We start from the raw sequence: 17386 nt of genomic DNA on the forward strand, positions 1-17386 counted from the left end.
GGCCGCTTCGACGCGAGCCCGAACCGGTCGTCGAACAGCGACGGCCCGAACCCGATGGTGATCGTCAACGCCGAGGCGGGCAGGTCGAGCGCCTCACCGGTGTCCTTGGGCGGCGCCTCGGCGTTGCCGCCGACCGCGCCGTTCTCCGCCGCCTCCTGGCCCGCCGTCATCCGTTCCGCGGCGACGGTCCACTCCTTGAGCAGCGCGACCAGCTCGTCCCGGCTCTTCGTCTTCACGTCCAGCGCGACGAAGTGCATGTGGTCCTGCGCGGGCGTGGTGATGCCGGCCTGGATCTCACCGCGGAACGGCACCTTGGCCGCCGCGACGTTCTCCACCTCGGGCGACGCCTTGGTCGCGAGCACACCGGCGGCGGCGCCCGCGCCCGCGAGCGCCACACCGGCGCCCGCGAACCCGAGCAGCCTGCGCCGGGGAACCCCTGCGGTCACTTGGCGGACACCACTTCCGCGACCTTGCTGACCGGCTCGCCGAGCGCGTCGACGGCCTCGGCCAGCGCCTTGATCTCGTCCTGCGTCAGGTCGGTGTAGAGCTTGAAGCCGTCGCCGTTGCGGTGCTTCTCCAGCGCCTCGTCCAGCGCCTTGAACTTGGCATCCAAAGTGGACACGAGCGCCTTGTCCTTCTGCTCCACGGCAGGGCGCAGCGCGGCGATCGCGGCCTGCGAGCCGTCGACGTTGGCACGGAAGTCCCACAGGTCGGTGTGCGAGTAGCGGTCCTCCTCACCGGTGATCTTGCCGGTGGCGACCTCGTCGAGCAGTTCCTTGGCGCCGTTCGCGAGCTGCACGGGCGTGAGCTCGACGCTCTTGGCCTTGGAGACGATCTCCTTGACGTCGGTCAGCAGGTCGTCCGCGATCTTGTCGGAGTCGGCCTGCAGACCCGAGGTCCACAGGTCCTTCTCCAGGCGGTGGTAGCCGGTGAACGCCATGCCCTCCTCGATGACGTCCTCGCGGCCGTCGATCTTGGGGTCGAGGTCGCCGAAGCTCTCCGCGACGGGCTCGATGCGTTCCCAGTAGGTGCGCGAGACGGGGAAGAGCGCCTTGGCGTCCTCGACCTTCTTGACCTTGACGGCGTTGACGAACTCCTCGGTCTTCACCAGCAGCTGGTCGGCCTGCGAGTTCACGTAGCGCTGGTAGCTCTTGGTCGCCTCGGCCAGCAACGCGTTGCCGTCGGTCGACTTCTTGGCGTCACCGGTGACGGTGAAGTCGCCGCGGATGCCGTCGCCCTTCATGCCGGGCTTGCAGGCGGTCTGGAGCTTGCCGGACTCGGTGACCTCGACGATCAGCTTGCGGCTCAGGCCCGGTCCGATGTTCTCGACCTCGCCGAGGATGCGGTCGCCCTCGGCGTAGAGGTAGAACTCGGTCACCTTGGTGCCCTTGTTGGTCACCTCGAACGTGACGTTGCCGGTGGCGGCCTCGGTCTTGGCGACCTTGCACGCGTCGTCACTCGCCTCGACCGCGATGGTGCCGCTCGCGCCGTCGGTCGTGCCGCCGTTGCTGCACGCCGCCAGCACCGCGAGAGAACCCAGGATGACTGCTGCCTTGCGCACGGTTACTCCAGAGATCAGTTGGCCACGGCGGCGCGACGGCGCGGCCGGATGAGGAACAGGGACAGGACCACCACCACGTAGGCGACCCACGCGATGGCCTGCAGCACGGACGTCCGCTGCGAGTAGTTGAAGAAGCCCTTGAGCAGCGCGCCGTACCAGGAGTCCTCCGGCAGCACGTCGCTGATGTCGAACGCCAGCGTGTTGAGCCCCGGCAGGATCGCGGCCTCCTGGAGGTCGTGGATCCCGTAGCTGAGCACCCCGGCCGCCACGAAGACGAGCAGCACACCGGTGATCGTGAAGAACTTTCCAAGATCGAACCGGATCGCGCCCTGGTACAGAAGTGCGGCGATGCCCACAGCAACCGCGATGCCCGCCACGAACCCGATCAACGGTTGCGTTGTTCCGCCGCCCGCCGCCTGCACCGAGGAATAGAAGAAGACCGCCGTCTCCAACCCTTCCCGACCGACGGACAAAAGGGACACGAGAATGATCGCGAAGGGTCCGATTTGCAACGCTTCGTCCATTTTGCCGCGCAGTTCTTTGGCGATCGTCTTCGCGGCCTTGCGCATCCAGAAGATCATTCCCGTGACGAACGCGACCGCGATGATCGACATCGTCCCGCCGAACGCCTCTTGCTGCTCAAACGTCATCCCGGCGGCACTGAACGTGATGATCGCGCCGGCCGCCACGGACAGCACCATCGCCGTCGCGACACCGACCCAGACCCACTTGAGCGCGTACCTTCTGTCCGTTTTAACCAGAAATGCGACGAGGATGCTGACGACGAGCGCTGCCTCAAGCCCTTCCCGCAGCCCGATCAGCCCATTGGCAAACAACATCCCGCCGCCTCCGTGAATTAGGTCGGCCTTATTTAAGGTAAGCCTCACCTGATTGTCCAGCCGCCAACAGTGCCGGTTTCATCACGCTTCACTCCGTCAGCACTCGTGCGGAGCACGTAGCCTGGGTGCCGTGGTCCCGCCGCCGTCACTCCAGGAACCCGCCCGCCGCAACCGTTCGAGCAACATCATCGGCCGCATCGTCCTGGTGCTGCTGCTGATAGTCGTGGTCGCCGCAGGCGCCTGGGGCCTGGGCGCCCTCAACCGCAGAGAGGCCGCCCCGCTCGGCCCACCGCCGTTCCTGGTCCCCATCCAGGAGGTGGAACCGGGCGCCGCCGCCCCCGGCAGCGCGGCCTCCCCCGGCACCACCGAGACGGCGAACCCGCTCCAGGACTGGGCGACCCGCGTCGCCTCCAAGACCGACATCCCGATCCGCGCGCTGCACGCCTACGCGTCAGCGGACCTGGCGATGCAGCAAGAGGCGCCGGCGTGCCGGATCAGCTGGGCGACCCTCGCGGGCATCGGCCGCATCGAGTCGCACCACGGCAACATCAACGGCGCCAAGCTCCAGGAGAACGGCCTCCCGTCCCGCCCGATCATCGGCATCCCGCTGGACGGCGGGCCGGGCGTGAAGGCCATCCACGACACCGACGGCGGCCGCCTGGACGGCGACACGACGTGGGACCGCGCGGTGGGCCCGATGCAGTTCATCCCGGGCACGTGGAACAAGTGGGCCAAGCGCGCGGCCGGCGACGGCCTGCCCGCGGACCCGCAGAACATCGACGACGCGGCCCTCACCGCCGCTCGGTACCTCTGCGGAGGCGGAGCGCGGGACCTGGGCACGGGCCAGGGCTGGTGGCAGGCGGTGCTCGCGTACAACAACTCCGTGGAGTACGGCCAGAACGTGTTCAGCGGAGCCGACGCCTACGCACGAGCGAGCATCCCGCAGTAGCACCGCACGCGTCTGACTTCGCCTGCGGACCAAGCGAAACAGAGGGGGCTGGGACCGGGCGGAAACGCGGTCCCAGCCCCCTCTCTCACTCCCCTGCCGAGGGCGCGGCGGACGTGGAGGTTTCCTCGGCGGGGGACGCAACGTCAGCGGGCGGCTCATCACCGACAGGCGGCTCGGCCCGGTCACAGGGCGGAGCGACCGGCGTGGACGTCACCGGCGGCACCACAGGATCTTCGGCCCGAGGCGTGGACGGCGGCACCTCGACCGGCGGCGTGACCGCCGGCGGTGTGACGGCAGGCGTCTCGACGGGAGTCCCGACAGGACTCTCCGCGGGAAGCGTCGCCGCGGGCGGAGGCTCCACACTGGACACAACGGCCGAAGAGGTCGTCACCACCGGGGAAGAGGTCTCGGCAGGCGGCTCCGGCTCGACCTCGCCGGGCTCGTTCCGGCCGGTGGCACCGGGCTTCACCGCGGACGCCGGAATCCGGACGGTCTCGGTGACGGTGGTCCCGGCGACCACCCTGGTGGACGTGGAAACCCTTGCAGCAGCACGGACTTCGCGCACCGCGCCCTCCGCGACCACGGTCTCCGTGACCGTGGACAGCGACACCGCCGTCTCGAACGGCTCGGTCCACCACTGCGAGGTGGGCCGAACGGAAGGAGGCGCGGCCAGCGGAGCCTCCGCGGCACCACCCGTGAACGCGATCAACGCGAACATGCCGCCCAGCGCCAGAAACGGCACGACGACCACTGCCCCGAAGCATCCACGCCCACTGCGCGGCTCTTCACGGTGACTCATCCAGCACACCCCCGAACGGTGAGGACTGTTCCATCTGGTTGATCGTCCACATGGAACAGTCCGTCACAGTTCTTTAGTCACACGATGGGGTGTTCACGACAACGGCGGCAACTCCGGAGCGTGAGCAGCCGGCGAAGAGGAAAGGGTTTCGAGGGCCAGCGAAACGGCCCTCTCCAGCTGCGGGTCACGACCGGAAGCACGGTCGGCAGGCGTCATGACCACCTCGATGTCCGGGTCGACGCCGTAGTTCTCGACGCCCCAGCCGTGGCCGGCGAAGTAGGACGCGTACCTCGGTTGGGTGACCATCGTGCCGTCGACCAGCGTGAACATCATGTCGATGCCGATGACGCCACCCCAGGTGCGGACGCCGACGACCGGCCCGATCCCGAGCTCCTTGATGGCCACGTTGACGATGTCGCCGTCCGAACCGGCGAACTCGTCGGCGACCGCCACCACCGGACCGCGAGGCGCGTCCTGCGGGTAGGACTCGGACGCCGTGTACCCGCGGGCGACGGACCAGCCGATCACCTTGCGGCCGAGCTTCTCGATCACGAGCTGGGACGTGTGCCCGCCGCCGTTCTCCCGGACGTCCAGCACCAGGGCCTCACGGGAGAGCTCCACCCGCAGGTCGCGGTGCAGCTGAGCCCAGCCGGCGCCCATCATGTCGGGAACGTGCAGGTACCCGACGCGACCACCGGAAGCCTCGTGCGTGAACGCACGGCGGTTGGCGACCCAGTCGTGATAGCGCAGTGGCTCCTCGTCAGCCAGAGGCACCACCACGACCCGACGCAGCTCCCCACCACCACCGGGCCGCACGGTCAGCTCGACGGGCTTGCCTGCCGTGCCCACCAGCAACGCTCCGGGGCCGGCGAGCCCGACGGGACGCCCGTCCACGGCCACCAGCACATCGCCGGCCCGCACAGCCACACCGGGCGCACAGAGCGGCGACCGGGCGTGCGGGTCGGAGGTCTCGCCGGGGATCACGCGCTCGACGACCCACGAGTCGCCGACGCGAGCCAGGTCGGCGCCGAGCAACCCCTGCCGGCGCGAGGCGGGCACCGAGGGCGAGGACCCCCACACGTACGCGTGCGAGGTGCCCAGCTCGCCCTGCACCTCCCACAGCAGGTCGACCAGGTCGTCGTGGCTGCCCACCTCGGCCACCAGCGGCCGGTAGCGGTCGAGCTCGCCCTGCCAGTCGACGCCGCCCATGTCGGTGCGCCAGAAGTGGTCGCGCATCAGGCGACCGTTCTCGGCGTACATCTGGGCCCACTCCTGCGCCGGGTCGACGACGAGCCGCACGCGCGCGAGGTCGATCTCGACGCAGTCGGCCGAGTCCTCGTCCGCCTTGCTGTCCGACGGCACGACCCGCAGGTCACCGCGGTCCTCGACGACCATCCGCTTGCCGTCGCCGGACACCGCAAACGCTTCCGCGCTGTCCGACAGCACCTCGGTCTTGACCTTCGTGAAGTCGAACCGCTCCAGCACGGTGCGCGGCGGCCGAGCCTCGGGAGACGCCAGGTTGTCGCCGAGCACGCCGAGCAACGGGCGGCGCAGCCACAGCAGGCCGCCCTTCGCCGCCCGCAGCGACACGTAGTCGGCGGCCGCGACGGGCACCGGCACCACGCGGTCGGCGAGGCCTTCGAGATCGACCTTCGTCACCGGGGTCTTCTCGTCGTCGTCCTCGGAGTCCTTGTCCTCGTCGCCGACGGGACGACCGCCGTGCATCGGCGCGAACGGCGACGGCGTGGTCGCGGCCAGCGGCACGAGGTACGGGCGGCAGCCGGTCGGGAACGACAGGTCGAACACGTGCGCGTCGTAGATCGGGTCGAACGTCCTGATCGACAGGAACGCGAGGTACTTGCCGTCCTCGGTGAACGTCGGCGCGAAGTCGGCGAACCGCAGCGGCGTCGCGTCCACAACGGACAGGTCCGCCGCGTTCACCATCTTGATGTGCCGCAACGGGGACGGGCCGGGGTGCGACCAGGCGAGCCACGCGGAGTCGGGCGAGAACGCGAGGTTCGTGATGTGCGCGTTGGCACCGGACACGACCTCCCGCACCTCGCCGGAAGCGATGTCCACCAACAACAACCGGCCGTCGTGCGTCGCGACACCGACGCGCGAGCCGTCCGGCGCGGCGGCCATGGACATCACGCGGCCCAGCGCACCGGAGGCGACGCGGCGAGGCGTGTTGCCCGGCTCCACGCCACCGACGGGCGCGATCTCCAGGGCCTCCTCACCTTCGACGTCCGTCACCCACACCACGTGCCCGGTCTCGCCGAGCACCTTCGGCAGCCGCGCGCGGACGTCGGAACGGTCGGCCAGCACGCGCACGGGGCCGTCGCGGTGCGTCACCCAGTGCACCGAACCGCGGATCTCGACCGCCGACGCTCGGCCGGTGTGGTCGACGCTGAACGACTCGACGTTGCCGGAAGCCTTGACGTGCCGCGGTTGCAGGCCGGTGCGCGGGCCGCCGAGCTTGACGTCGAGCTTGCGCAGTTCGGCGAGGCCTTCGAGCAACCACAGTTCGCCCGCCTGGTGGAAGATCACCCGCGAGCCGTCGGTGGAGGCGTTGCGCGCGTAGAACTCCCCGGAGGAGTGGCGGCGCAGGTCGGTGCCGTCGGGCTGCACGGAGTACAGGCTGCCGACGCCCTCGTGGTCGGACAGGAACGCGATCCGCCCGTCGACCCACATCGGGTTGGCGAGCGTCGACTTCAGCTCGTCGAGGATCCGGACGAACTCGCCGTTCCCCTCCACGTCCACCCACAGCTTGCCCGCCGTGCCACCGCGGTACCGCTTCCAGGCCGACGGTTCCTGCAGGTAGCTGGAGGACGTGACGACCTGGCCGTCGGGTCCGAACGAGACGTCGTTGACCCACCCGTACGGCAGCACCTCCGACGGTCCGCCGTCCAGCGGAACGGCGTGTGCTCTCTTGCGGTTGCGCGACATCGTGCCGGTGGTCGTCACCGCCAGCACTCGCCCGTCCGGCGTCCACCCGGACACGGCCGAGCGGGTCACGCCCCAGTGCGTCAATCGGCGGGCCGGGCCACCGTCCACAGGAGCCACGCGCACCTCGGGGGCGCCGTCGATCACGCTGGCCCACGCCAGATGCGTGCCGTCCGGGGAGAACCGGGGCGTGCGGGCCGGCACCTGGTCGGCGGACGCGCGCCAGGCCCGGCCTCCGTCGACGGGCGCGAGCCACACGTCGTCCTCGGCCACGAACGTCACCAAGTCACCGCGCAGATGCGGATACCGCAGGTAAGTCACGAGATCGACGTTAGCCCAACGCCGCCGTTTCAGGAGGGCAAAAAGCGGCGCCAGTCCTCTGCTGCAAGAGATTCGACACCTTCGGCCCGCGCCTTGGCTTCCGCTTCGCGGACGTTCGCGGCGAAACGGCGGGCCACCTGACGCAGTTCCGTCTCGGGGTCCTCGCCGGCGAGCTTGGCGAGCGCGGTCACGGCGAACAACGTCGTGCCCGTGTCGTCGCCCTCCGGCAGCAGGTCGACGGGGAAGCCCGCGCGTTTGGTGCGCTGCACGAGCTTCGCGGCCAGCGCCACGGCCGGCTGGCCGAGCGCCACACCGTCCACACTGGACTCGCGCTTCTTCTCGACCTGCTTGAGCTCCTCCCAGCGGTGCTGCTGCGAGGTCGCGTCCGTCACGGCCGGGTCGTTGCCCTCGAAGACGTGCGGGTGCCTGCCGACGAGCTTCGCGACCAACTCGGCCGACACGGCGTCGATGTCGAACGGGTCGTCGGCGTCCTCGGCCGCGACCCTGGCGTGGAAGAGCACCTGGAGCAGCACGTCGCCGAGCTCCTCGCGCATCGCCGCGCGGTCGCCGTCCTCGATCGCTTCCAGCAGCTCGAAGGTCTCCTCGACGAGGTACTGGCGCAACGAGTCGTGCGTCTGCTCGGCGTCCCACGGGCAGCCGCCCGGCGACCGCAGCCGGTGCATGACGGCGGCCGCGTCGAGCAGGCCCGCGCCCAGCGGCTCGGGCGTCGTGATCACCTCGGCGTCCGGGTAGGCGTCCGCCGAGGTCGTGATCACCACCGTGCCGTCCTCCGGAACGGCCGGTGCGGGTCCGTCCACGCCCAGCGCGCCCCAGGACTCCAGGGGCACGCCCTCGCCCGCGTAGACGGCCTTGGCCGTGCGCAACGCGGGCAGGGCGGCAGCGGGCAGCACGGCTCCGAGCCGCTCGCTGAGGACGACGACGGTGATCAAGACTTGTTCTTGGTCGCGCTCACACCGACGAACCCGCCGCGCTCGCCGACGTTGCCGACGACCTGCGCGTTGGTCGGGTCCCACACGCCGTAGCGCGGGTTGACCTCGATGGTCGTGTCCGCGGTCAGGAACTGCGCGATCCGCAGGCCGAACGCCGCGAGCAGCTGCGGGTCGATGCGCTCGATCAGGTCCTCCTCGCCGGGCGTCGGCGAGACCGTGTTGCGCTGCTTGACCAGCGCGACCATCCAGCTCGACTGCTGCTCGTCGGCCGGGAAGGCGACGACGGTGCCGGGCTTCACGCCCCACAGCATCGTGTGGACCAGCGACGGGTTCTCGGTGACGCGGACCTTCTGGTTCGTGCCCGACGCCTGCTGGCCACCGGCGGTGCGCGGGGCCTCCTGGACGAACCGGGCCATCTTCGAGGAGTCGGCGGCGACCTCGGCGGCCTTCTCCTTGGCCTCCTTCGGGTCCTGGACCTGGAAGAAGTCGATCTCGACCTGGAGCGTGGAGAGGTTGCGGCGGGCGAGCTCCCCCATCACCAGCACGTCGCGCTGACGGCGGTAGATCGTGGTCTCGTCGTGCTCGCTCTGCTTCGCGGCGGCCTCGGGGCCACCCTTCTCCTTGATCGCGTCGTACACCTTGGTCTCGTCGACCGTGATGTTCTCGCGCTGCGCCGCGGCGGCCGCGATCTGGTGCGTGATCTCGTCGGCGAGGACGAGCTTCGACACCTGGTCCAGCTTGCCCTGGTCCTGCATCTGCTGGGCCGCGGGCTCCTTCTTGAGCACCTTCACGGTGCGGTCCTGGACGGTCTGCAGGCCGATCGTCTCGCTACCGACGATCGCGGCCGAACCGGCCTTGGCAGGCTCGGTGCCACAACCGGTGGCCAGGAGCGCCACGGCAACACCGACCAGCGAGAAACGCTTCAGAACAGTGCTCACGAGGACCTACCCTCTCACGCCTTGGTGACCGGGGTCACGGGAGTCCCCGCGAGTGAGTCGAGGAACGCACCGCACCAGTCCAGCAGCTCCTGGTCGCGCAGCTGCGGTGCACCCATTCGGCCGCCTGCCGCACCCTCGGTCGGACGCGGCACGGTGACCGTGCCCATCGCCTGCTTGTAGACCGCCTTCGGGAACAGCCGCCGCAGCCTGACCAGCTGCGAGTCCAGCAGTTCGAGCTTCGCGAACCGCAGGTTCTGGCCCATCGCGATGACCTCGGTGACCCCGTGCCGACGGCAGGCGTGCCGCAGCCGGGCGACGCCGAGCAGCCGTTCGACGGGCTCGGGCGGGGTGCCGTACCGGTCTTTCAACTCTTCCCAGACGGACTGGAGCGCCGCCTCGTCGGCCGCGGCCGCGATCTTGCGGTAGGCCTCCAGCCGCAGCCGCTCGCCCGGGACGTACTCGTGCGGGATGTGCGCGTCGACGGGGAGGTCGACCCGCACCTCGGCGAGTTCCTCTTCCTCCGCGCTCTCGGCCCCGGCGTGCTTGCGGAACGCCTCGACGGCCTCGCCGACCAGCCGGACGTAGAGGTCGAAGCCGACGCCCGCGATGTGCCCGGACTGCTCGGCGCCGAGGATGTTGCCGGCGCCGCGGATCTCCAGGTCCTTCATCGCGACGGCCATGCCGGCGCCGAGCTCGGTGTTCTGCGCGATCGTCGCGAGCCGGTCGTGCGCGGTCTCGGTCAGCGGCGTCTCGGACGGGTACAGGAAGTACGCGTACCCGCGTTCACGGCCGCGGCCGACCCGTCCGCGCAGCTGGTGCAGCTGGGCGAGGCCGAGCAGGTCGCCGCGTTCGACGATCAGCGTGTTGGCGTTGGAGATGTCCAGGCCGGTCTCGACGATCGTGGTGCAGACGAGGACGTCGAACTCGCGTTCCCAGAAGCCCTGGATGATCTTTTCGAGCCTGTCCTCGTTCATCTGGCCGTGCGCGGTGACGACCCGTGCCTCCGGGACCAGCTCGCGGATGCGGCGCGCGGCCTTCTCGATGGACGAGACCCTGTTGTGCACGAAGAAGACCTGGCCGTCGCGCAGCAGCTCGCGGCGGATCGCGGCACCGACCTGCTTGTCGTCGTACGCGCCGACGTAGGTGAGGATCGGGTGCCGTTCCTCCGGCGGGGTCAGGATCGTGGACATCTCGCGGATGCCCGCGAGCGACATCTCCAGCGTGCGCGGGATCGGCGTCGCGGACATCGTGAGCACGTCGACGTGCGTGCGGAGCGCCTTGATGTGCTCCTTGTGCTCGACGCCGAAGCGCTGCTCCTCGTCGACGATCACGAGGCCGAGGTCCTTGTACCGCACCGTTTTCTGCAACAGCCGGTGCGTGCCGATGACGATGTCGACCTCGCCCTCCGCGAGGCCGGCGACGGTCTGCTCGGACTCCTGCGCGTCGGTGAACCGGCTGAGTCCCTTGACGTTGACCGGGAACTGGCGCATGCGCTCGGCGAACGTGTTGAGGTGCTGCTGGGCGAGCAGCGTCGTCGGCACCAGCACGGCGACCTGCTTGCCGTCCTGCACGGCCTTGAAGGCGGCGCGGACGGCGATCTCCGTCTTGCCGTAGCCGACGTCACCGCAGATGACGCGGTCCATCGGGACGCCGCGTTCCATGTCGGCCTTGACCTCGTCGATCGCGGCCATCTGGTCCTGCGTCTCGGTGAACGCGAACGCGTCCTCCAGCTCCCGCTGCCAGGGCGTGTCGCTCGCGAACGCGTGTCCGGGGGCGCTCTGGCGTGCCGCGTAGAGCTGCACGAGCTCGGCCGCGATCTGCTTGACCGCCTTGCGCGCCTTGGACTTCGTGTTCTTCCAGTCGCTGCCGCCGAGCTTGTTGAGCGTCGGCAGCTCGCCACCGACGTACCGGCTCACCTCGTCGAGCTGGTCCGTGGGCACGAACAACCGGTCGCCGGGCTGGCCTCGTTTGCTGCTGGCGTACTCCAGCACCAGGTACTCGCGCGTGGCCCCGGCGACCGTCCGCTGCACCATCTCCACGTACTTGCCGATGCCGTGCTGCTCGTGCACCACGAAGTCGCCGGCCTTGAGCGCCAACGGGTCCACCGCGTTGCGCCGCTTGGACGGCATCTTGCGCATGTCCTTGGTGGACGTACCGCCCCGCCCACCGGTCAGGTCGGTCTCGGTGAGCACCACCAGCGCCAGGTCGGGCAGCACGAACCCGTCCTCGAGCGCCCCTCGCACCACCGTGACCATGCCGGTCTTCGGGGCCTCGTCGAGACTTTCCAGGCAGACCGCGGCGACCTCGGCCTCCTTGAGCCGTTCCTCGGCCCGCTGGGCCGTACCCGCACCGGGCACCACCAGCACGGCGGCGCCGCCGGACGCCGTGTGCGCCTTCAGATCCGCGAACGCCCGCTCGACGTCCCCCTGATAGGCCTCGACGGGCTTCACGTCGAGGTGCACGACGTCCTGGGAGTCCGTGGTGAGCTGGCTGAGCGTCCACCAGGGACGGTCGTTCGCCTTGGCCTGCTCGGCGATCTCCCCGATCCCCTGGTACGCGCTGCGCCCGAGATCGATCGGAGCCTTCCCGCCACCGGCCGCCGCCATCCACGACGCCTCGAGGAACTCCTGCCCGGTCCGCACCAGGTCCGCGGCCCGCGCCCGGATCTTCTCGGGGTCGTTCAGCAGCACGTGCGTGCCGGGTTCCACGACCTCGGTCAGCAACTGGAGCTCGCCGGGACACAGCGCGGGAATGAGTGCTTCCATCCCCTCGACCGCGATGCCGCCGGAGATCTTCTCCAGCATCTCGGCCAGGTGCGCGTCCGACTGGTGCTCCTCCGCCAGCGCGGCCGCACGCTGCTTGACGTCCTCCGTCAGCAACAACTCACGGCACGGCGGCGCGACGAACTCGCCGATCTCCTCGGGCAGCGACCGCTGGTCCTGCACGGAGAACGGCCGGATCTCGCTGACCTCGTCGCCCCAGAACTCGACGCGGTACGGGTGCTCGGCCGTGGGCGGGAAGATGTCGAGAATCCCACCCCGCGTCGCGTACTCGCCGCGCTTCTCGACCATGTCCACCCGGCTGTAGGCGTTCTCCGCCAGGCGCGTCACGAGCTCGACGAAGTCCTGCTCCTCGCCGACCTTCAGGTGCACGGGCCTGAGGTCCCCGAGCCCGGGCGCCATCGGCTGGATGAGGCTCCGCACCGTCGTGACCAGCACCCTGATCGGGTTGCCCGCGGGGTGCTTGAGCCTGTGCAACACCTGCAGCCGAGCGCCGACCGTGTCGGCCCGAGGGCTGAGCCGCTCGTGCGGCAACGTCTCCCAGCTGGGGAAGAACGCGACCTTGTCCGGACCGATGAGGTCCTTCAGGACACTCGTCAGCTCCTCGGCCTCCCGCCCGGTGGCGGTGACCGCCAGCACGGGCTTCGCGGTGGACAGCGCGGCCGTGACGAGCGGGCGCGCGGCCAGCGGCCCGTCGAGCTCCAACTCGGGCACACCGGCCGAGTCGATCAACGTGCGGAGGGCTTTGTCGGGCAGGACACCATCGAGCAGGCCGAGCAGCGGCATGTGAGAAACCCCGGTCGAGTGCGGAATGCCGGACGAAGTTCTAACGCCGGACAGACCCCTGCCTGGGACGAGGGGCCTCACCACCCACCTTAGCTCGTTCCGCGACCCCTTATCGGGTGGCTCGAGCGCGCCTCCGGCACCTGGACAGGCTCTCGCAGAGGTTCCCTCGGAAGGTGGTTCCCCCGCGACCCAACGTACTCAGAGGGTCTGACACTCCGAGGAAGCCGCAGTCGTCAACGCAAGGCGACCACGCACGCAGGCCAGGCGCGCGCACCCAACCGGACAGCCGTCAACGCAAGGCCAACCACCTACGAGGCCTGGCACGCGATGCCGAAGGCGAGCCCGAACGGGCTGATGCCACACCGTGAGCCGGTTACGCCGTTCATGGCGATTGGGGCTTGACTTTGGGTGCGAGGTGCTATCCCTCGCGGATCGGCCGGGCGCTTTTCAGCCCGGCCTTTTCCGGCCGACCAGCGCCTCGCAAGGGCCCCGAAGTCAAGCCCCAATCGCACACCCCAGGTCTTTCGTCACTGCCTGATGGACCACCCTCGCAAGGCGACAGGACCCAGGAACGCAACCAACCCCGCCACAACAGAAACCCGCTGGCCCAACCCGACCACCACCAGCCACCCTGACCACCATGAAAGAAATCAGGGCTGACTACGACGATCAGTCCATCGTGGTCTACCAGGCCTACTCCCCGGCGATCGCCGACCCGGCACTCGAAGCCCAACGCTTCGTACCGCCCTTCAAGCTGACCCGGATGACGTGGATCAAGCCGTCCTTCCTCTGGATGATGTACCGCTGCGGCTACGCCACCAAAGAGGGCCAGGAACGCGTCCTCGCCATCCGAATCACCCGCGAAGGCTTCGACTGGGCGGTGGCCAACGCCGTCAGCAGCCGCATCCCCGGCAAACCCCAGGTACGCGTCCAGTGGGACCCGGAACGCGGCCTCAACCACGAAGCCCTGGACCACCGGTCCATCCAGATCGGCCTGACCGGCGAAGCCGCCCACCGCTACGTCCACGACTGGACCCTGAGCATCACCGACGTGACCGACCGGGCACGCGAGATCCACGAACGGGTCCGCGCCCGAGACCTGGACGCGGCCCGAGCGCTCCTGCCGCCCGAACGGCCTTACGGAACCTCCACGGCACAAAACGCATAGTTACGACATGCGCGCACTAGTTGCAGCAGGGTTGGCCCTAGGACTAGCGGCCTGTTCATCGCCGGCACCAGGCGGCAACGCGCCGTCCCAAGCCCCGGCCCCACAAGGCCTCAAGGTCGAAGAGGTGGCCGGCGGCTTCCAGCACGCCTGGGACATCGGCTTCCTCCCGGACGGCTCCATGCTGGTCACCGAACGCCCAGGCCGCATCAAGCTGGTCAAGGACGGTCAGGTCACCCCGGTCCAGGTCGACCTGACCGACATCCAGGTGCGCGGCGAGGGCGGCCTCATGGGCCTGGCGATCCACCCGGACGACCAGCGCTTCACGGTCTGCTACAACACGAGCAGGGACGTCCGCCTCACGACCTTCAAGCTCGACGGCACCAAGGCGACCAAGACGAAGGACCTGCTCACCGGCATGCCGTCCAACCCGAGCGGCCGGCACTCGGGGTGCCGCCCGACCATCGCCCCCGACGGCACCATGTTCGTGGCCACCGGCGACATCGCCCAGGGCCGCAACCCGCAGGACCGCACCAGTCTCGGCGGCAAGGTGCTCAGGATCGACCCCGAGACCGGCGAGGGCGCGAAGGACAACCCGTTCGCGACGAGCACCAACGCCAACGAGCGGCGGGTCTACAGCTTCGGGCACCGCAACGTGCAGGGTGTGGTGTTCCGGCCCGGCACGGACCAGATCTTCTCCAGCGAGCACGGGCCCGACGTCGACGACGAGGTCAACCTGCTGCAGAAGGGCGCCAACTTCGGGTGGGACCCGTCCAAGGGCGGCACGCAGGGCGGGTACGACGAGGACGTGCCCATGACCGACCTCCAGCGGTTCCCCGACGCCGTGCCCGCGGTGTGGTCGTCCGGGTCGCCGACCGAGGCGATCTGCCAGGCCGCGTTCTGGAACGGCAAGCTGGCCATCACGGCGCTCAAGGGGTCGAAGTTGCTGCTGTTCAGCCTCGACGACCAGGGCAAGGTGCAGAACGTCGCCATCCCCGACGAGCTCAACGACAGGTACGGGCGTCTGCGGGCCGCCCGCACCGCTCCGGACGGGTCGCTCTACGTCACGACGTCCAACGGCACCGACGACAAGCTGCTCAAGCTCACAGGAGCCGCGTAAGTCCGCGGACGAAGTCATCGCAGGAAGAACCGAGCGCGGCGAAATAGGCGCGGTCGGCCGATGAGACGGCCTCACCTGCCGCACCGACCAGCGCCACGCCGTCAGGACTGAGCGACAACAGGTGCACCCGCGCGTCCGAGGGGTCCACGGCGCGCGAGACCACACCCCGGGCGACGAGCCGGCGCACGACCTGCGAGGTCATCATCGGGTCGGTGCCGGCGTGCTCGGCCAGGCGTTGCTGAGAAGGCGGTCCACCGGTCTCCAGCCGGCGCAACGACGACAGCAGCACGTACTGCACGTGGGTGAGGCCGAACGGGGCCAAGGAAACACGCATGGCGCGCTGCCACCCCAGCGTCACGCGCCACAGCAGGAACCCCGGCGTTTCCGGGCCGTTCGACCCCTCGACGAACGGCCCGGACACCTCACGCCCCTCACTCCGTGACATCGCTCCGTCACACCTGAACCGTTTCAACCCAGACCCAGCATTCGGCAATTTGCACAACGAGAATCCCGCTCGCACGGGCATGGTCTTATGCGCGCTTACCATCAGGCAACGACACTCAGCGGCCGAAGCGCAGCTTGGGCTTGTGGTCCATCGCCGACAGGCCCTTCCAGGCCAGGTTCACGAGGTGCGCGGCCACCTCGTCCTTCTTCGGCTTGCGCGCCTCCAGCCACCACTGGCCGGTCAGCGCCACCATCCCGACCAGCGCCTGCGCGTACAGCGCGGCCAGCTTGCGGTCGTAGCCCTGACGGGCGAAGTGCACGCCGAGGATGTGCTCGACCTGCGACGCGATGTCGTTCAGCAGTGAGGAGAACGTCCCCGAGGACGACGCGACGGGCGAGTCGCGCACCAGGATGCGGAACCCGTCCGTCGAGCCCTCGATGTAGTCGAGCAACGCGCACGCGGCCTGTTCGAGCAGCTCACGGGGGTGCGAGCCACCGTCCAGGGCCGTCATGATCTGGTCCATCAGGCGCTGCATCTCGCGGTCGACCACGACGGCGTAGATGCCTTCCTTGCCGCCGAAGTGCTCGTAGACGACGGGCTTGGACACGCTCGCGCGGTGCGCGATCTCCTCGATCGAGGTCGCGTCGAAGCCCTTCTCGGCGAACAGGGCGCGGGAGACGTCGAGGAGCTGCTCGCGGCGTTCCTTGCCCGTCATCCTGACCCTGGTCACCGAGTCAGCCTACAAAGCTCACTTCGCCGCGGTGATCCTGGCCAAGCGCTGTTCACTCGGCCAGCGGACGTTCCACGCCCAGCCGAACTTCTCGAACAACCAGATCAGGCGGGCCGAGATGTCGATCTGGCCGCGCTTCACGCCGTGCCGCGCGGACGTCGGGTCGGCGTGGTGCAGGTTGTGCCACGACTCGCCGAACGACAAGATCGCCAACGCCCACACGTTCGCGGAACGGTCGCGCGCGGCGAACGGCCGGTCGCCCACCATGTGGCAGATCGAGTTCACCGACCAAGTCACGTGGTGCAGGAACGCGACGCGCACCAGGCCCGCCCAGAAGAACGCGGTCACGGCGCCCCACCACGACCACGTGATCAAGCCGCCCAGCACCGCGGGCGCCACCAGCGAAATCACCGTCCACAGCCAGAAGAGGTTGTCGACGCGCACGAGGTCCTCGTCGGCCATCAGGTCCGGCGCGAACCGCTTGTGGTTGGTCTTGTCGCGGTCGAACAGCCACCCCATGTGCGCGTGCCAGAAGCCCTTGGCCAGCGCGGCCGGACCCGTGCCGAACAGCCACGGCGAGTGCGGGTCCCCCTCGCGGTCGGAGAACGCGTGGTGCCGCCGGTGGTCGGCCACCCAGTCGATCACCGGCCCCTGCAACGCCATCGAGCCCGCGATCGCCAGCGCGATCTTCAACGGCCGCTTGGCCTTGAACGAGCCGTGCGTGAAGTAGCGGTGGTAGCCGATCGTCACGCCGAGGCCGGAGAGGTAGTAGAAGGCGACGAACAGGGCCACGTCGACCCACCCGAGGCCCCGGCCCCAGGCGAACGGCACGGCCGCGAGCAGTGCCAGGAACGGCACGATGACGAACACGTACACACCCGACTGCTCGGCATGACTTCGCCGGCCGTCGAGCAGCGGTTTGGGGCCCTGGTCGGTGGACGCGTTCATCGTTGAAGTCATCCGGAACCTCTGGGGGTGAGAGGGGACCGACTTACCTACGCAACCGTAACTTACGGAAGCGTAGGTTAGGCACGCCTCGTTTCGCCATACCCGGGGTGGA

At 69.3% G+C, this 17386-nt stretch carries 14 protein-coding genes; 3 read left to right on the forward strand and 11 right to left on the reverse strand.

Annotated elements, in window-relative coordinates:
• The 3 genes from ACFWNN_RS44130 to efeU form a co-directional block, all read right to left on the reverse strand.
• A partial coding sequence (locus tag ACFWNN_RS44130; protein WP_382445946.1) for a Dyp-type peroxidase domain-containing protein occupies positions 1 to 446 on the reverse strand: 446 nt, incomplete at its 3' end.
• Entirely contained in the window at positions 443 to 1561 is a 1119-nt protein-coding gene (gene efeO / locus ACFWNN_RS44135; RefSeq protein WP_382445947.1) for an iron uptake system protein EfeO, read from the reverse strand. The genes efeO and ACFWNN_RS44130, both read right to left, overlap by 4 nt.
• A gap of 14 nt (positions 1562 to 1575) precedes the next feature.
• A complete protein-coding gene (gene efeU / locus ACFWNN_RS44140; RefSeq protein ID WP_382445971.1) occupies positions 1576 to 2400 on the reverse strand; it encodes an iron uptake transporter permease EfeU in 825 nt (274 codons plus the stop codon).
• Between the two features lie 130 nt (positions 2401 to 2530).
• On the opposite strand from efeU, the gene ACFWNN_RS44145 reads away from it, so the two are divergent.
• Entirely contained in the window at positions 2531 to 3349 is an 819-nt protein-coding gene (locus ACFWNN_RS44145) for a lytic murein transglycosylase (RefSeq protein WP_382445948.1), read from the forward strand.
• An 85-nt stretch (positions 3350 to 3434) separates the two neighbouring features.
• Here ACFWNN_RS44145 and ACFWNN_RS44150 read toward each other — a convergent pair whose 3' ends face one another.
• The 5 genes from ACFWNN_RS44150 to mfd form a co-directional block, all read right to left on the reverse strand.
• Positions 3435 to 4148, reverse strand: a complete 714-nt coding sequence (locus tag ACFWNN_RS44150) for a hypothetical protein (RefSeq protein ID WP_382445949.1) — start codon at positions 4146 to 4148, stop codon at positions 3435 to 3437.
• Between the two features lie 93 nt (positions 4149 to 4241).
• The gene (locus tag ACFWNN_RS44155; protein ID WP_382445950.1) at positions 4242 to 7412 is read right to left on the reverse strand and encodes a S41 family peptidase; all 3171 of its coding nucleotides are present in this window, start codon (positions 7410 to 7412) and stop codon (positions 4242 to 4244) included.
• Between the two features lie 29 nt (positions 7413 to 7441).
• Positions 7442 to 8362, reverse strand: a complete 921-nt coding sequence (locus tag ACFWNN_RS44160; RefSeq protein WP_382445951.1) for a MazG family protein — start codon at positions 8360 to 8362, stop codon at positions 7442 to 7444.
• Positions 8359 to 9300 (reverse strand): hypothetical protein, encoded by a 942-nt coding sequence (locus tag ACFWNN_RS44165; RefSeq protein WP_382445952.1) that lies wholly within the window; start codon positions 9298 to 9300, stop codon positions 8359 to 8361. Before ACFWNN_RS44165 ends, ACFWNN_RS44160 begins: the two co-directional genes overlap by 4 nt.
• Positions 9301 to 9314: 14 nt before the next feature.
• Positions 9315 to 12866: a transcription-repair coupling factor gene (gene mfd, locus ACFWNN_RS44170; protein WP_382445953.1), complete on the reverse strand. Its 3552-nt coding sequence runs from the start codon at positions 12864 to 12866 to the stop codon at positions 9315 to 9317.
• Between the two features lie 640 nt (positions 12867 to 13506).
• Here mfd and ACFWNN_RS44175 point away from each other — a divergent pair.
• Both ACFWNN_RS44175 and ACFWNN_RS44180 read left to right on the forward strand, forming a co-directional pair.
• A complete protein-coding gene (locus ACFWNN_RS44175) occupies positions 13507 to 14034 on the forward strand; it encodes a DUF4291 domain-containing protein (RefSeq protein WP_382445954.1) in 528 nt (175 codons plus the stop codon).
• A gap of 7 nt (positions 14035 to 14041) precedes the next feature.
• Complete coding sequence (locus ACFWNN_RS44180) at positions 14042 to 15151, forward strand: PQQ-dependent sugar dehydrogenase (protein ID WP_382445955.1); 1110 nt, start codon at positions 14042 to 14044, stop codon at positions 15149 to 15151.
• Here ACFWNN_RS44180 and ACFWNN_RS44185 read toward each other — a convergent pair.
• From ACFWNN_RS44185 to ACFWNN_RS44195, 3 genes are all read right to left on the reverse strand, one after another.
• Positions 15135 to 15596 (reverse strand): MarR family winged helix-turn-helix transcriptional regulator, encoded by a 462-nt coding sequence (locus tag ACFWNN_RS44185; protein WP_382445956.1) that lies wholly within the window; start codon positions 15594 to 15596, stop codon positions 15135 to 15137. The genes ACFWNN_RS44180 and ACFWNN_RS44185 overlap by 17 nt on opposite strands.
• 115 nt (positions 15597 to 15711) lie before the next feature.
• Positions 15712 to 16311: a TetR family transcriptional regulator gene (locus ACFWNN_RS44190; protein WP_382445972.1), complete on the reverse strand. Its 600-nt coding sequence runs from the start codon at positions 16309 to 16311 to the stop codon at positions 15712 to 15714.
• Positions 16312 to 16344: 33 nt separating this feature from the next.
• On the reverse strand, positions 16345 to 17286 hold the full coding sequence (locus tag ACFWNN_RS44195; protein WP_382445957.1) for an acyl-CoA desaturase: 942 nt from the start codon (positions 17284 to 17286) through the stop codon (positions 16345 to 16347).
• Positions 17287 to 17386 lie beyond the last annotated feature (100 nt).

It is taken from the genome of Lentzea sp. NPDC058450, from assembly GCF_042721395.1.
Lineage (GTDB): Bacteria > Actinomycetota > Actinomycetes > Mycobacteriales > Pseudonocardiaceae > Lentzea.

What these genes read in the sequence shown, in the direction of transcription:
- efeU (WP_382445971.1), bottom strand. Translation starts at nt 2,400, where the DNA reads ATGTTGTTTGCCAATGGGCTGATCGGGCTGCGGGAAGGGCTTGAGGCA.
- ACFWNN_RS44150 (WP_382445949.1), bottom strand. Translation starts at nt 4,148, where the DNA reads ATGAGTCACCGTGAAGAGCCGCGCAGTGGGCGTGGATGCTTCGGGGCA.
- mfd (WP_382445953.1), bottom strand. Translation starts at nt 12,866, where the DNA reads ATGCCGCTGCTCGGCCTGCTCGATGGTGTCCTGCCCGACAAAGCCCTC.
- ACFWNN_RS44175 (WP_382445954.1), top strand. Translation starts at nt 13,507, where the DNA reads ATGAAAGAAATCAGGGCTGACTACGACGATCAGTCCATCGTGGTCTAC.
- ACFWNN_RS44180 (WP_382445955.1), top strand. Translation starts at nt 14,042, where the DNA reads ATGCGCGCACTAGTTGCAGCAGGGTTGGCCCTAGGACTAGCGGCCTGT.
- ACFWNN_RS44185 (WP_382445956.1), bottom strand. Translation starts at nt 15,596, where the DNA reads ATGTCACGGAGTGAGGGGCGTGAGGTGTCCGGGCCGTTCGTCGAGGGG.
- ACFWNN_RS44190 (WP_382445972.1), bottom strand. Translation starts at nt 16,311, where the DNA reads ATGACGGGCAAGGAACGCCGCGAGCAGCTCCTCGACGTCTCCCGCGCC.
- ACFWNN_RS44195 (WP_382445957.1), bottom strand. Translation starts at nt 17,286, where the DNA reads ATGACTTCAACGATGAACGCGTCCACCGACCAGGGCCCCAAACCGCTG.